Origin of the sequence: Bradyrhizobium archetypum (genome assembly GCF_013114835.1) — a bacterium.
Classification (GTDB): domain Bacteria; phylum Pseudomonadota; class Alphaproteobacteria; order Rhizobiales; family Xanthobacteraceae; genus Bradyrhizobium; species Bradyrhizobium archetypum.
On the sequence record NZ_JAAVLW010000007.1, the window covers coordinates 204,198 to 217,868 of the forward strand.

Here is a 13,671-nt window from a genome sequence, read left to right on the forward strand (position 1 = left end):
ATCGCTGTCCCACATAAAGCTTGCTGCTACCTGCGAGCACTTATGGCTGGCGAACCCACTAAACCGAAATCGGCAGGCGAGGTTGCTTCGGCAAAGGCCGAGGCGCGCAAAGCCGGCCCGTTGCCGCAGACCAAGCCATCGGCGGCGGAGGATATCGCAGCCTTCGTGGCGAAAGCGCGCGCGATGTCGCCTCACGCTCCAGGCGCCAGGGGAAGGCTGGTGTTTGCGCTCGACGCCACCATGAGCCGGCAGCCGACCTGGGACATGGCCTGTGCGCTGCAGGCCGACATGTTTCGCGAGGCCGCTTCGCTCGGTAGCCTGGATATAAGGCTGGTCTACTATCGCGGCTTCAACGAATGCCGCGCTACGGGCTGGATCTCAGACTCCGCGCAACTGGCAAGGTTGATGGGCAAGATCGATTGCCAGGGCGGCGAGACGCAAATCGGCAAGGTGCTGTCGGAGGCAAGGCGCGAGGCGGTGGCGTCCGCCGTTCGTGCCGTCGTGTTCGTCGGTGACGCCATGGAGGAGTCCGTCGACGATCTCTGTGCCAAGGCGGGCGAACTTGGCCTGCTCAAGGTCCCGGTTTTCATGTTTCAGGAAGGTCACGATCCCGTCGCCGAACAGGCTTTCCGCGAGATCGCGCGGCTTACCGGTGGCGCATGGTGCAGGTTCGATCCCGGCGCCGCGGCGCAGTTGCGCGAGCTCTTGCGCGCCGCGGCAGCCTACGCGGCCGGCGGGCGCGACGCGCTGCTGCGGCTGGCGAAAACCACCAGCGGCGCGGCCGCGCTGATCGGCCAGATGAAGTGATTACGACTTTGGTTGCCATGGTGCCGGGCGCCATGCTTTTCGGCGCCGGTGCCGCTATATTAGCGCCATGCCAACCCTGATCGCCGGCGTCGTTGCCGTTGTCGTTCTGTACCTGCTGCTGCAGATGTTTCGTGCGGCTAACCCGGTTGTGCTCGCGCGCGTGATCAAGATTGTGGGCGGCGTCGTGGCGCTGGCGGTCGCAGCCTTCACCGGGCTGCGCGGTGAACTGGCGGTTGCAATCCCGCTTGGCATATTCGGCGCTGGTCTGCTCGGCTGGTCGCCGTTTGGAGCGTCGGGCTTCGGCAATATCGGCGGGATTTTTGGCGGCGGCGCGCAGCGCTCGTCCGGACAGGCCTCGCGCGTCCGCTCGCAGTTTCTGGAGATGACGCTCGATCATGACAGCGGCGAACTGTCGGGCCGGATTGTGGACGGGCCGAATGCCGGCCGTTCGCTCGACGAATTCGGCCTGCCGCAATTGATCGCGATGATCCCGGCGTTCGACGCCGAGAGCGTCGCCTTACTTGAAAGCTATCTTGACCGCCGGTTTCCCGCTTGGCGTCAGAACGCGCAAGGCGATACGGCAGGGGGGCAGCGCCGCGCGGCGGCGAGCGGAAAAATGACGGACGAGGAGGCCTATCAGATCCTTGGCCTGCAGCCGGGGGCGGGGCGGGACGACATCACCCGGGCGCACCGCACCCTGATGAAGAAACTGCATCCCGACCAGGGGGGCTCGACGTATCTCGCTGCCCGCGTAAACGAGGCCAAGGATACCCTTCTTCGCACGCATCTTTAGCTAACTCCGGCTCACGCCACCGACGCTACAAACCGCGAGTTACTTACCTGCCGGTCTCTGGCTGACGCCCCATTTCGCCCGCCGTTTGTCCGGCGCGGTCGATCGCTCGTTGCTAGGAACCTAGCCGCAAATTCTTGACGAGAAGTTTTCGTTGGCCGCCCTCAGCGCGATCAGGCGAGAGGCGTCGCAATTGTGTTTGGAAAACAACAAAGCCGGCGCTTGCGGCGCCGGCTTTGCGAAGTTCGACGACATGTCCGGATCAGTTGCGAACGGTCATGCAGGAAATGTCGGCACGCTTGAGGGTCTTGCACACCGCTTCGGCCTGATCACGATCGAGACCGGCGAAGCGGGCCCGGTAGAGCGTGCGGTTGTCCTTGGCAACGACCGTCTCCGTAAAGGGATCGGCCTTGCTGAGCAGGGCGCTGGCCTTGGTGCGGGCGAGGTCGATCCGTTGCTTGGCTTCGCTTTCGCTTTCGAGTGCGCCGACCTGGACGATCCAGCCGGTGCGAACCACCGCCGGCGCGGCCGGCTTGACGGCGTCGTTCTGTTGCGTGACGTGCGGCCGGGGCGCCGGGTCGGCATAGGCGAGCGCCTGCGCGTGCGCGGCTTGCGATGGCGCCGGTGCCAGGCTGGAAGCGGGCAGTACGCCGAGCACGCCGTTTCCGGTACCGTGACCGGCCGGCTGCGGTGGCATGGCAGTTCTGGCGACTTCGGGCTTGGCCTCGGCGGACTTGGCCTCGGCGGGCTTGCTCTCGGCGGGCTTGCTCTCGGCGGCCTTGGCTACAACGGCGCTGGAGGTCTCGGCGACTTCGGGGCGGGCAGGAATGGCGCTGGTGATCGGCGGAGGCGCTGGCTGCGAGGGGCTGGCGGACGCCAGCTTCATGGGCCCGGCCTTGACCTGAACGGTCTTGACCTTGACCGGCTTCATCGGTTCGGCCGAGCCCGGGATTGCGGAGATCGGCTGGGTCTGGATCACGCCGCTGGTCAACGGCGCAGGTTCGGGCCTGGCTTGCTGCTCGGTCTTGGCGGGCGGCGTGGGCAGGGCGGCGGCTGCTGCTGCCATCAGCGATGGCTTTGCCGGCGCCAGCGAACGAGTCGCGGGCATGGCTGCGAGGCCCGGTTCGGACGTGGCGAGAGCGCCGGCGGAGTGAGCCTGTTCGGCCGGACGCGAAGCGTTCGTTTCGGCTCCAGCCACATCGACGGCGCCATCCGCCGGGTTACGCTCGGTGATCGCGGCGACGGTACGCTTGGTTGCCGCTTTCTCCAGGTTTTCGGCCAGCAGGTTCCGCATGGTGGCGTCGCGCGAACCGCCGCTGCGGCCGCCCAGCACGACGCCGACGAGGTGGCGGTTGCCGCGGCGCATCGAACTCACGAGGTTGAAGCCGGAGGCGCGGGTGTAGCCGGTCTTGATGCCATCGACGCCTTCGACATTGCCGAGCAGGCGATTGTGATTGCGGATCGACTGGCCGCGATAGTTGAACACCGTGGTTGCGAAGTAACGGTAGTAGCGTGGGAAGCGATCCTGGATTGCGCGGCCGAGGGTAGCCTGATCGCGCGCGGTGGTCAGTTGCTCGTCGTTCGGCAGGCCGGACGCATTGCGATAGGTGGTCTTGCTCATGCCGAGCGCCCGCGCCTTGCGCGTCATCAGCCTGGCGAATTCGGTTTCATCGCCGGCGATGGCTTCGGCGATGACGACGGCGGCGTCGTTGGCGGAACGCGTTACCAGCCCCTTGATGGCGTCTTCGACCTTCAGCGTTTGGCCCGGACGCAGGCCGAGCTTGGTCGGCGCCTGCTCGGAGGCGTGCTCGGACACGTCCATTTCGGTGTCGAGTTTCATCTTGCCGGATTCGAGACGCTCGAACAGCAGATAGAGCGTCATGATCTTGGTCAGCGATGCCGGGCGCCGGATACCGTCGGGATTGTTCGAGGAGAGCACCGCGCCGGAATTGGCGTCGACGATGATCGATGAAAACTGCGGGCTGTAGCTTTCGCGTGCGACGTGATGGTGGCGCCGGTGCTTGTAGCGGCGCGCTTCAGCGCTCTCGCTTGAGATCAATATGGCTGTCGTGAAGGTAAGGAGTCCGAGGGCGCACACTCGCAACGCGCGCGAGGAAGCGAAGGTTGTACGAAGCATTTACTTCCCCGTCCCAATTTCTGTCTTGATCACCGGCTCGTGAGGCAAAATTGTGCCCGCTAGCCAGTGATGTTTCGCTGCTCGGAATACCGACCGGGCCATCAGGTGCGGCCCGGTTGGCCGATCAGATTGCTCTTCTAGCTAAGATACTGTTCTCAAACAGCTTTCCTGCTGTTTGCCGGAAGGCGAGCAAGTCCAGGAATCAGGTTAGGCGGAGCGAGTTTCCAAAAGATTAATTAACCGTTGCGAAAGACCCTGGATTTTTCCGCTAATTCGCCGTGTTTGTGCGGCGCACAATAATTCTTGACCTTATTGTGCGGTGCACATATATGAAAGGTGTCAGGGGGCCGGGACCTCCCGGCAATCGGTTTGCACCTGCAGTCTGGGAAAGGACTCCATGATGGTCAAGGTTGAGGACATTCAGAACTACGGCAAAGAGCATCTCGAGACGGTTGCCGCTTCCGCGAGCAACCTGCAGAGCGGCGTCCAGGCGATCGCGACCGCCTATGGCGAGTACGCCAAGAAGTCGTTCGAAGACACCAAATCGTTTGTTGAAAAGCTCTCCGGCGTGAAGTCGCTGGACAAGGCGCTCGAGGCGCAGACCGAGTTCGCGCGCTCTTCCTACGAAGCCTTTGTCGCGGAAGCGCAGAAGATTGCGGGTCTCTACACCGATCTGGCCAAGCAGACCGTCAAGCCCTACGAGGGCCTGGTCGCGAAGTACAGCTCGGCCGCGCACTAATATTTCCCAGGTTCCAATAAACAAAAAGCCCGGCCGTTATGGCCGGGCTTTTTTCGTGAGCTTTTCGCGGGCTATTTCGCGACGCGGAGCTTGGAGATTTGCGTGAGGATGTTCTTGAATGCATCCGAAGTCTGAGTGGCGCTCGTGATCATCTGGAAGCTGCCATCGGGGGTCGCGCACTCCTTCAGCACCTGCGACTGCGGGTCGATCTTATTGATGTTGACCTGAATCGTGAACACCGTGACGGGGTGCAATTTATCGTCCTTGATGTTCTGGCAGAGGATCTTCTGACGGGCATCAATGCTCGACGTGGATGAGCTCCAACGGTTTTGCGTGTTCAGTCCGTCGGACAGCAGGACGATGAAGTCCTGGTAGATATAGTCAGAGTCTTTTGACGGTGCCTTGATAGGGCCGTTCTCCGTACTGAGCGATTGCCATCCCCAAGCCAGACCCACCGCCTGGTTGGTATTGCCGTTGGCAGTCATGGCGTTGACCTGGTCCTTGAGAGTTTGCCAGCTATCGCTCATCGGTGTCACCGTTGAGGCAATGCATTGAGACCACTGTTCCGCATAGAACCGCTTTGACGGGGTCCCGTCGTTGGACGATCCCGGGTCGATGTTCGTCGTGTCGTTAGGCTGGTCGCGATCGTTGATGCAGCCGGTCCAGGTGCTGTGCGCGGGCCTTGCTGCGGCCGTCGCCGCGGTGTCATCACCACGCCAGAAGTGGCAAACCTTGCTTGAGCCACTCCCTGAGCACGTGCACCTGGTCGCGTCGAACGCTCCGCAACTTGCGCTTGAGCCGGTCGTGGTCGTGTAGCAGCCATTGTAGTAAATATTGGCTTTGCCGGGCCATTTTCCGTTGTCGAGCCCGGGGCAGATGTATCCGTTCGAAGGGATTGTGCTTCTGGTCTGAGCTCCGCTTTGCGTTGCGGGCCTGTCCATACAGACAAAGCCGTGCGTGTTCCTCGTGAACGGGCAATCCGATCCAGCTTTGGCGGTCTTGAAGTCCGCGTTGATACTGGCGTTTTTGTCGTTCAGAATCGGAGGCTCAGCTTCCCACTCCGACCAATTGATCCATGACGCATTGACATTAGCGGTGCCGACATTGACGTCTTTCGCAAACGGGATGATGGAGATGTAAACGTCGCCGGTCTTCTTCCAGTATTTGGACAGGTCCGTGATCATGTCAGTGGCCGCTTTTTTCATGGCGTCCATCTTGCCGTTCTGATCCATCGACCCGGTATTATCCAGCACCATCGCCACGCGCATGCGCTTGCTGCCCCAGGCGGAAGTGGAACTGGTGTTGAAGCCCAGGGTCGGATAACCGACCACCCGCATGAAGCCGGTATCGATAGCGCCGGAGCCGTTGACCAGGACCGTCGACCCTTTGCCGGAGTTCTGCGTATAGCTCGCCGTAATCGCGACCGACTTGGCTTCCGTGTTGGTATAGAGGGCCCTGAAATACGCGTCTGCCTTGTCGCTGATTTGCGAGGCCGTGATGGTGCCCTCGGTCAGGTCCTTGCCTAGCATCAGGGCGGTCGAGTCAAGGGCGGCCTGCATCGAGGAGCGGGCGCTGCTGGCGCGGGTGTAATCGATAGCTGCCCCGACAAAGGTGATGATCGGGATGACCGCGATTCCAAAGAGGATCGCAATGTTACCTTCATTGGCGCCGGCGAACCGGCGGGCGGCCGTGCGAATGCGACGGAAAACGACTGTATCGAGCATGGCTCTCACCGCAGATGTAATTTCTGCGGGCATTTCCGCCCGGGCCGCTAAATAGGCGGTAAACCGGTTCCACTAAAAACGGGTCAAAGCCTGCGTACCGCCGGACCGCCGACCAAAAGCCCCCGGTATCCTCAACGGCGGCTAAACGGGCAGTCGTGTCCTTTGTCAAATCCGACAGAAACGATTAACCTTGCTCCGGAGAGCCGAGCCGGGAATCGGGCCGGTCGCGGGTCGCGCCAGGGCAGCATCGATGCGCTTGCGGCGGTCCGGCGGCGGACCCATATTCCAGGTGCCGATCCGGCCAACGGGTCGGACCGGGAGCGGCGATCTGGAAATGCGTTGCTGGGTGCTCGACGGTGGCTCACGCCAGAGCCGATCGCGAGTGGGCCCGATGCGATATCCGGTCACCCCTTTGGAATTCGAACGCCTGAGCCATGTCGCAGCCAACCTTGAAAACTTGTTCGTCCGTGCCGGCAACGTCGTCTGCTTCTGCTCCCCGAATGAGCAATGGCGAGAACCGCAACACAGGAACCGGCGGGCCGTCGACGTCGGTCATCACCAAGGTCAAACCGAAGACCAAGCGTCCGAACCTCTATCGCGTGCTTATTCTGAATGACGACTACACGCCGATGGAATTCGTCGTTCATGTACTGGAGAAGTTCTTCCAGAAGGACGCCGAAGCGGCCACCAAGATCATGCTCCACGTCCATCACCACGGGATCGGTGAGTGCGGCGTGTTCACGTACGAGATTGCCGAGACCAAGGTGACGCAGGTGATGGATTTCGCGCGCAAGCACCAGCACCCGCTACAGTGCGTAATGGAAAAGAAATAGCCTGCGCGAGGCTCGCGACCCGGCCGGAGGCAAGGAACGGGTCTTGCATTGATCGGTGCTGACGGAAGTCCACCCGCGCATTCCCGGTAGATTTCCGGGGAGGCGGCGCGCCGCAGCCGTGATGCCCGGAATTTAGAGGAAAACCACGCTTGCGGAACCAGTCTTTCGCCACGATCGTATGTAACTATATGACACTATGTGACAGGGGATGACGAAGGTTGTTGTTGCCTCACCGGGTAATGGCGATCATGATGACCGGGGGCCATAGAGGACGCGAATGCCAACTTTTTCCCAAAGCCTTGAACAATCCCTGCATCGTGCATTGGCGATTGCAAACGAGCGTCATCATCAATATGCGACGCTCGAACATCTTCTGCTGTCGCTGATCGATGACTCGGATGCGGCGGCGGTGATGCGCGCCTGCAGCGTCGATCTCGACAAGCTGCGCACGAGCCTCGTCAACTATCTCGAGACCGAATTCGAAAATCTGGTGACTGACGGCGCCGACGACGCTAAGCCGACCGCCGGATTCCAGCGCGTGATCCAGCGCGCCGTGATTCACGTCCAATCCTCCGGTCGCGAAGAAGTGACCGGCGCCAACGTGCTGATCGCGATCTTCGCGGAGCGCGAGAGTCATGCCGCATACTTCCTGCAAGAGCAGGACATGACGCGCTACGACGCGGTCAACTATATCAGCCACGGCATCGCCAAGCGGCCGGGCGTCTCCGAAGCGCGCCCGGTGCGCGGCGTCGACGAGGAGACCGAGACCAAGGGCAACGAGGACTCCAAGAAGAAGGGGGAGGCGCTCGAAACCTATTGTGTCAACCTCAACAAGAAGGCGCGCGACGGCAAGATCGATCCGGTGATCGGACGCAATTCCGAGATCAATCGCGCGATCCAGGTGCTGTGCCGCCGCCAGAAGAACAATCCGCTATTCGTGGGCGACGCTGGCGTCGGCAAGACCGCGATCGCCGAAGGGCTGGCCAAGCGCATCGTCGATTCCGAAGTGCCGGAAGTGCTGGCTGCGGCCACCGTGTTCTCGCTCGACATGGGCACGCTGCTCGCGGGCACGCGCTATCGCGGTGATTTCGAAGAGAGGCTGAAACAGGTCTTGAAGGAGCTGGAGGCACACCCGAACGCCATCCTGTTCATCGACGAAATCCACACGGTAATCGGCGCCGGCGCGACCTCCGGCGGTGCGATGGATGCCTCCAACCTGCTCAAGCCGGCGCTCGCCGCAGGCAACATCCGCTGCATGGGCTCAACTACCTACAAGGAATATCGCCAGCATTTCGAAAAGGACCGCGCTCTGGTGCGCCGGTTCCAGAAGATCGATATCAACGAGCCGACGGTGGAAGACGCGATCGCGATCCTGAAAGGTCTCAAGCCGTATTTCGAGGATTACCATCGCCTGAAATACACCAGTGAGGCGATCGAGGCGGCGGTCCAATTGTCGTCGCGCTATATCCACGACCGTAAGCTGCCCGACAAGGCGATCGATGTGATCGACGAGTCGGGCGCGGCGCAGATGTTGGTAGCCGAAAACAAGCGCAAGAAAACCATCGGCATCAAGGAAATCGAGACCACGATCGCGACCATGGCGCGGATTCCGCCCAAGAGCGTATCGAAGGACGATGCCGAGGTGCTGAAGCATCTCGAGCAGACGTTGAAGCGCGTGGTATTTGGCCAGGACAAGGCGATCGAGTCGCTATCCGCTTCGATCAAGCTGGCGCGGGCCGGCCTGCGCGAGCCGGAGAAGCCGATCGGTTGCTACCTGTTCTCGGGTCCCACCGGCGTTGGCAAAACCGAAGTTGCAAAACAGCTTGCGGCTTCGCTCGGCGTCGAGCTGCTGCGCTTCGACATGTCCGAATACATGGAGCGGCACACGGTATCGCGCCTGATCGGCGCGCCTCCCGGCTATGTTGGCTTCGATCAAGGCGGCCTGCTCACTGATGGCGTCGATCAGCATCCGCATTGCGTAGTGCTGCTCGACGAAATCGAGAAGGCGCATCCGGATCTGTACAACGTGCTGCTGCAGATCATGGATCACGGCCGGCTGACCGACCACAACGGCAAGCAGGTCAATTTCCGCAACGTGATCCTGATCATGACCACGAATGCCGGCGCCGCCGACCTCGCGCGCCAGGCTTTCGGCTTCACGCGCAACAAGCGGGAAGGCGACGATCACGAGGCGATCAACCGTCAGTTCGCGCCGGAATTCCGCAATCGGCTGGACGCGATCGTCTCGTTCGCCCACCTCAACGCCGATGTCATCGGCATGGTGGTGGAGAAGTTCGTGCTGCAGCTCGAGGCGCAACTCGCCGACCGCGACGTCACCATCGAGCTGTCGGATCCTGCCAAGGCCTGGCTGATCGAGCATGGCTATGACGAGCAGATGGGCGCGCGCCCGATGGCGCGCGTGATCCAGGAGTACATCAAGAAGCCGCTCGCGGATGAAGTGCTGTTCGGTCAGCTCAAGGGCGGCGGCCATGTCCGCGTCGTGCTGGTCAAGGACGCCGAGGGCAAGGACAAGATCGGCTTCGAGTTCGTCGAAGGTCCGGTCACGCCGAAGCCCGAGAAGCTGCCGGGGACGCGCAAGCGCAAACCGAAGCCGGGCGGTCCCAACGGGGGCGGCGGCTCAAAGGGGCCTGCCTCAAAGGGCCCGCTGGTCAAGGTCTGATCGCGGCGACCGGAAGATACGGCAAGAATGCAAAAAAGGCCGGCTCGACAGCCGGCCTTTTTCTGTGGTGCGTTGCGGCTTCAGCGTTCGCCGAGCAGTTCGTCAATCCGTCGCTGGAGCTGCCGCTTCTTGATCTCGCTTCTGCGCAGCCGCTCATCGAGATCGGAAACCGGCTCGGCCGGCCGTTCCGCCCGGAATGCGACGCCGACGAAATTATCCCGCCACCAGATCACCTTGGCGAGGAAGGAGCGGCCCTTGCGCGCGATGCGCAGCGAGAGCTGCTCTCTTGGCAATTGGATGTCGTTGCTGAATTCGATGGTCGCGCCCTTGTCCGAGATGTTGCGGACGATGCATTCGCGCGCAGCACCGCGATCGCCGATCTCGGCGATGCCGCCATACATCACTTTATCGCGCACACTCTCGCGCCGATCCTGCATTGAAATCTCCCAACAAAGTGAGGAGATTTTTACCGCGCTTTGTTGCCCGTAGAAGTCCGGCGAGCGCAAAATGCGGCGTTAACGTAAATTAACGGCGGCTCCGATGACGCCGATTTCGGAGCAATTGCAGCGCAACAACGGCAGCGTGCCGCAGGGGACGGTGGATCTACCCGCAAGCGTTAATCGTTGACTGACGTTTTGATTGCCATGCGCTGTCGGATTGCAAATTGCCATGCAAAGAGGTCGGTTTCTTCGCGCCCTATGCTGCACGGTGTCACTCTTGTCGTCGTCGGGCAACGCCTTCGCCGAGGACGCAGGTGAAGCTACGCGGTCGAGCGCGACGGCGAACCAAAAGGCGGACGCCCCTGCGCGCGAAAGCGAGGCGCGCGAGGCGATGTGCCTGATGATCGAATCGGCGGCGAAGGCCTCGAACCTGCCGCTGGAATTTTTCGCGCGCGTGATCTGGCAGGAGAGCCGCTTTCAGCCCGGTGCGGTGGGGCCGGTGACGCGCAGCGGCGCACGGGCGCAGGGCATTGCGCAGTTCATGCCTTATACGGCGAACGAACGCGGCCTGCTCGATCCCTTCAATCCCGTGCAGGCGCTGCCGAAGTCGGCGGAGTTCCTGGCCGAATTGCGCGAGCAGTTCGGCAATCTCGGGCTTGCCGCGGCCGCCTACAATGCCGGTCCGCGCCGGGTGCAGGAATGGCTGGCCGGCACCGGGCCGATGCCACAGGAGACGCGCAACTATGTCGTTGCCATCACCGGCTCCACGGTGGAGGATTGGGCGAAGGCGGGGCAGGGCGGCAAACAGCCCGAACGAATTCCGGCATCGAGCTGCCGCGAATTGATGGCGCTCTTGAAACAGGCACCCAATCCCTTTATCGCCGGGCTGGAGCAGCGCGTGAAGTTCGCTGCCGCCAAGCAATGGGGCGTGCAGCTCGCTGCCGGCTTTTCCCGCGACAAGGCGCTCGCGATGTATGGCCGTGCGGTCTCCCGCCTGTCGAGCGTGATCGGCAATCGCGATCCCTCGATCCTCGCCTCGCGCCTGCGCAGCCGCGGTCCGGCGACGTTCTACCAAGTGCGCTTCGGCGCCGACACACGCGGCGAGGCCGACGACCTCTGCAACCGCATCCGAAAAGCGGGCGGGGCGTGCTTTGTGCTGCGGAATAGAGGCGTGGCGGGGTGAAGTTACTTGCTCTGTCATTCCGGGATGGTCCGAAGGACCAGACCTCAGGTGCGCAATTGCGCACCGGGGAATCTCGAGATTCTCAGGGGCGCGAGGGCGCTCCATAGTTCGAATTTCGCATCGCCCCGGAATGAGGCGCGCTTGTCACGATTGCATACCGGCTTTGATCTGCTGCTTGCTTGACGCAGACTCCTTTCACTAGCCCTATGCCCGCGATGACTCCAGCCCTCATCCGGTCACCCGTGGCGCTACCTCCGCTTTCTTCTCCCCAATGGCAAAGCCCCGTCCGCGCCTTCGCGTGGGGCATGAGCGCGGTCGCGTCCACGGTGCTGACGCTGGTGCTGTTTGCGACCTATCTCGGCATTGGCGCGCTGGCCCATGATAGTCATTTCAGCCTAGGCTGGGCGCTCGGCTCTACGCTGCTGGTCTGGGCGGGACCGGCGCAAATCATCCTGATTTCGACGCTGGGATCCGCGGCGACCGCGGTGCAGGCGGCGATTGCGATGAAGGTGAGTGCGATCCGGCTGTTTCCGATGGTCGTGTCGGTGCTGCCTCTCATGAAGACGCCCAAGACCAGGCGCCGGCATCTCGTGCTGGCGACGCATTTCATTGCGGTGACGCTGTGGGTCGAGTGTTATCGGCTGCTGCCGAAAGTGCCGCGCGAGCGGCGCATCGCGTTCACGCACGGGCTCGGCTGCGGCCTCGTCACCGTCTGTTTGGTCGCGACCACGCTCGGCTATGGCCTGGCCGCCAACCTGCGGTCGCTGTTTGCGGCAGCGATCCTGCTGCTGACGCCGCTGGCGTTTTTGCTGTCGACCGCGCGCAACTGCAAGGAGATATCGGACGTGCTGGCGCTGGTGCTGGGGCTTGCGTTGTTTCCGGTAGTATCGAGGCTGCATACCGGCGTCGATATCCTGATCAGTGGCGTCACTGCCGGCACCATCGCCTATGGCGTGCACTGGTGGCGTGAGAGGGCGGGCGCATGAGCGAGTTTTTCGGCAGCCCGCACGCGCTGTTGGTCCTGGTTCTCGCCGGTTTCCTGCCCAACGAGATCTGGCGGATGGCCGGGCTGTGGTTCGGCGCCGGCATCGACGAGGGCTCGGAAGTTCTGGTGTGGGTGCGGGCGGTAGCGACTGCGATCCTCGCGGGCGTCATCGCGCAAATCCTGGTGCAGCCGCCGGGCGCGCTGGCTGATGTGCCGGACTGGCTGCGCTATGGTGCGGTCGCAGCCGGCTTTGCCGTGTTCATGCTGACGCAACGCTCGATCTTTGCCGGCGTGGTCTGCGGCGAGATCGTGCTTCTGGCCGGGAAATGGTGGGTCGGTTGATTGTACGGCGCCAAATCCGGTACTGTCCGGCACGCCGGAAAAGCTGCACGCGCTCGCGGCCTACGTCACTGGATTAGGAAAATGGTTCAGGAAACTAAACTCCGCGAAGGCGAAGTTACCGTCGATATGCCGCCAGCTCGCGACGCCGGGCTGGTGTTCATCGGCCGCATCCGCACGCCCTGGAAGTCGCGATTGGAAACGCCGCGGCAGGGCCGACATGACGGGCCGGTCTGTCGGCTGGAAATTTTCGACCCGTGGGTGCCCGCGATCAAGGGCGTCGACTTCTATGAAAATCTCGAGGTGATCTATTGGCTGCACCAGTCGCGCCGCGATCTGGTGCTGCAAAGCCCGAAGAACAACCAGAAAACCCGCGGCACGTTTTCGCTGCGCTCGCCGGTGCGGCCCAACCCGATCGGCACCTCGATCGTGAAGTTCGTCAAGATCGAGGGCAATGTCATCCTGGTGCGCGGTCTCGACTGCCTCGATGAAACGCCGCTGCTCGACGTCAAGCCCGACCGCTGCGAGTTTACCCCGCTGGCGCCGCCGCAAGCAGGGGATTTCGAGACGGAATAGGTCGTGACATCTACCCCAGCGCGGCGGCCAGTTTGGTCGCGTTGTCTTCGAGCACTTTCACATCTTCCTTGCGGCTCGCCGGCGGCAACAGCGCGACGCCGTCGTGGCGCGGCATCACATGCATGTGCAGGTGGAACACGACCTGGCCGCCGGCGGGCTCGTTGAATTGCTGCACGGTGATGCCGTCGGCCTTGAAGGCCTTCATGGCGGCGGCGGCGATCTTGTGGGCGGCACGCGCGACATGGGCGTAATCGTCGGGCGTGACATCGAGAATATTGCGGGCAGGAGCCTTCGGAATCACCAGCGTATGGCCGGGCGAACGCGGCATGATGTCGAGGAACGCCAGCACGTGATCGTCCTCGTAAACCTTATGGCAGGAAAACTCGCCGCGCAGAATTTTTGCGAAGGGATTATTGGGATCATAGGCGGGCATGGCTT

The 13,671-nt window shown here is 62.3% G+C and carries 13 protein-coding genes; 9 read left to right on the forward strand and 4 right to left on the reverse strand.

Features of this window, described 5'->3' with window-relative positions; genetic code table 11:
• Positions 1-42 precede the first annotated feature (42 nt).
• A complete protein-coding gene (locus HCN50_RS23855) occupies positions 43-807 on the forward strand; it encodes a VWA domain-containing protein (RefSeq protein ID WP_171712337.1) in 765 nt (254 codons plus the stop codon).
• Positions 808-874: 67 nt separating this feature from the next.
• Complete coding sequence (locus HCN50_RS23860; RefSeq protein ID WP_171712338.1) at positions 875-1,600, forward strand: DnaJ domain-containing protein; 726 nt, start codon at positions 875-877, stop codon at positions 1,598-1,600.
• 259 nt (positions 1,601-1,859) lie between these two features.
• On the opposite strand, the gene HCN50_RS23865 is transcribed toward HCN50_RS23860, so the two are convergent.
• Positions 1,860-3,734, reverse strand: coding sequence for a serine hydrolase (locus HCN50_RS23865; RefSeq protein ID WP_171712339.1), 1,875 nt, complete (start codon positions 3,732-3,734; stop codon positions 1,860-1,862).
• A 400-nt stretch (positions 3,735-4,134) separates the two neighbouring features.
• On the opposite strand from HCN50_RS23865, the gene HCN50_RS23870 reads away from it, so the two are divergent.
• On the forward strand, positions 4,135-4,473 hold the full coding sequence (locus HCN50_RS23870) for a phasin family protein (RefSeq protein ID WP_171712602.1): 339 nt from the start codon (positions 4,135-4,137) through the stop codon (positions 4,471-4,473).
• 71 nt (positions 4,474-4,544) lie between these two features.
• Here HCN50_RS23870 and HCN50_RS23875 read toward each other — a convergent pair whose 3' ends face one another.
• Positions 4,545-6,197, reverse strand: coding sequence for a TadE/TadG family type IV pilus assembly protein (locus HCN50_RS23875; RefSeq protein WP_171712340.1), 1,653 nt, complete (start codon positions 6,195-6,197; stop codon positions 4,545-4,547).
• Positions 6,198-6,697: 500 nt separating this feature from the next.
• Here HCN50_RS23875 and clpS point away from each other — a divergent pair, with 500 nt between their 5' ends.
• A complete protein-coding gene (clpS, locus tag HCN50_RS23880) occupies positions 6,698-7,030 on the forward strand; it encodes an ATP-dependent Clp protease adapter ClpS (RefSeq protein WP_171712341.1) in 333 nt (110 codons plus the stop codon).
• Positions 7,031-7,307: 277 nt separating this feature from the next.
• A complete protein-coding gene (gene clpA, locus HCN50_RS23885; protein ID WP_171712342.1) occupies positions 7,308-9,710 on the forward strand; it encodes an ATP-dependent Clp protease ATP-binding subunit ClpA in 2,403 nt (800 codons plus the stop codon).
• Between the two features lie 80 nt (positions 9,711-9,790).
• Here clpA and HCN50_RS23890 read toward each other — a convergent pair whose 3' ends face one another.
• Positions 9,791-10,147, reverse strand: coding sequence for a PilZ domain-containing protein (locus tag HCN50_RS23890; RefSeq protein ID WP_171712343.1), 357 nt, complete (start codon positions 10,145-10,147; stop codon positions 9,791-9,793).
• A 394-nt stretch (positions 10,148-10,541) separates the two neighbouring features.
• Between HCN50_RS23890 and HCN50_RS23895 the strand changes: the two genes are divergently transcribed.
• The 4 genes from HCN50_RS23895 to tsaA all read left to right on the forward strand — a co-directional run bounded on the left by HCN50_RS23895 (position 10,542) and on the right by tsaA (position 13,233).
• Entirely contained in the window at positions 10,542-11,333 is a 792-nt protein-coding gene (locus HCN50_RS23895; RefSeq protein WP_311968219.1) for a transglycosylase SLT domain-containing protein, read from the forward strand.
• A gap of 242 nt (positions 11,334-11,575) precedes the next feature.
• A complete protein-coding gene (locus tag HCN50_RS23900) occupies positions 11,576-12,319 on the forward strand; it encodes an AzlC family ABC transporter permease (RefSeq protein WP_171712345.1) in 744 nt (247 codons plus the stop codon).
• Positions 12,316-12,660, forward strand: a complete 345-nt coding sequence (locus HCN50_RS23905; RefSeq protein ID WP_171712346.1) for a branched-chain amino acid transport AzlD family protein — start codon at positions 12,316-12,318, stop codon at positions 12,658-12,660. Before HCN50_RS23900 ends, HCN50_RS23905 begins: the two co-directional genes overlap by 4 nt.
• Positions 12,661-12,741: 81 nt before the next feature.
• Positions 12,742-13,233, forward strand: a complete 492-nt coding sequence (tsaA, locus tag HCN50_RS23910; RefSeq protein WP_171712347.1) for a tRNA (N6-threonylcarbamoyladenosine(37)-N6)-methyltransferase TrmO — start codon at positions 12,742-12,744, stop codon at positions 13,231-13,233.
• A gap of 10 nt (positions 13,234-13,243) precedes the next feature.
• On the opposite strand, the gene HCN50_RS23915 is transcribed toward tsaA, so the two are convergent.
• Positions 13,244-13,666 (reverse strand): HIT domain-containing protein, encoded by a 423-nt coding sequence (locus HCN50_RS23915; protein ID WP_171712348.1) that lies wholly within the window; start codon positions 13,664-13,666, stop codon positions 13,244-13,246.
• Between the last annotated feature and the right edge of the window lie 5 nt (positions 13,667-13,671).

Excerpts from the sequence above, each read along its gene's own strand:
- HCN50_RS23855 (WP_171712337.1), top strand. The coding sequence starts at position 43 with ATGGCTGGCGAACCCACTAAACCGAAATCGGCAGGCGAGGTTGCTTCG.
- HCN50_RS23860 (WP_171712338.1), top strand. The coding sequence starts at position 875 with ATGCCAACCCTGATCGCCGGCGTCGTTGCCGTTGTCGTTCTGTACCTG.
- HCN50_RS23865 (WP_171712339.1), bottom strand. The coding sequence starts at position 3,734 with ATGCTTCGTACAACCTTCGCTTCCTCGCGCGCGTTGCGAGTGTGCGCC.
- HCN50_RS23870 (WP_171712602.1), top strand. The coding sequence starts at position 4,135 with ATGGTCAAGGTTGAGGACATTCAGAACTACGGCAAAGAGCATCTCGAG.
- HCN50_RS23875 (WP_171712340.1), bottom strand. The coding sequence starts at position 6,197 with ATGCTCGATACAGTCGTTTTCCGTCGCATTCGCACGGCCGCCCGCCGG.
- clpS (WP_171712341.1), top strand. The coding sequence starts at position 6,698 with ATGAGCAATGGCGAGAACCGCAACACAGGAACCGGCGGGCCGTCGACG.
- clpA (WP_171712342.1), top strand. The coding sequence starts at position 7,308 with ATGCCAACTTTTTCCCAAAGCCTTGAACAATCCCTGCATCGTGCATTG.
- HCN50_RS23890 (WP_171712343.1), bottom strand. The coding sequence starts at position 10,147 with ATGCAGGATCGGCGCGAGAGTGTGCGCGATAAAGTGATGTATGGCGGC.
- HCN50_RS23895 (WP_311968219.1), top strand. The coding sequence starts at position 10,542 with ATGTGCCTGATGATCGAATCGGCGGCGAAGGCCTCGAACCTGCCGCTG.
- HCN50_RS23905 (WP_171712346.1), top strand. The coding sequence starts at position 12,316 with ATGAGCGAGTTTTTCGGCAGCCCGCACGCGCTGTTGGTCCTGGTTCTC.
- tsaA (WP_171712347.1), top strand. The coding sequence starts at position 12,742 with ATGGTTCAGGAAACTAAACTCCGCGAAGGCGAAGTTACCGTCGATATG.
- HCN50_RS23915 (WP_171712348.1), bottom strand. The coding sequence starts at position 13,666 with ATGCCCGCCTATGATCCCAATAATCCCTTCGCAAAAATTCTGCGCGGC.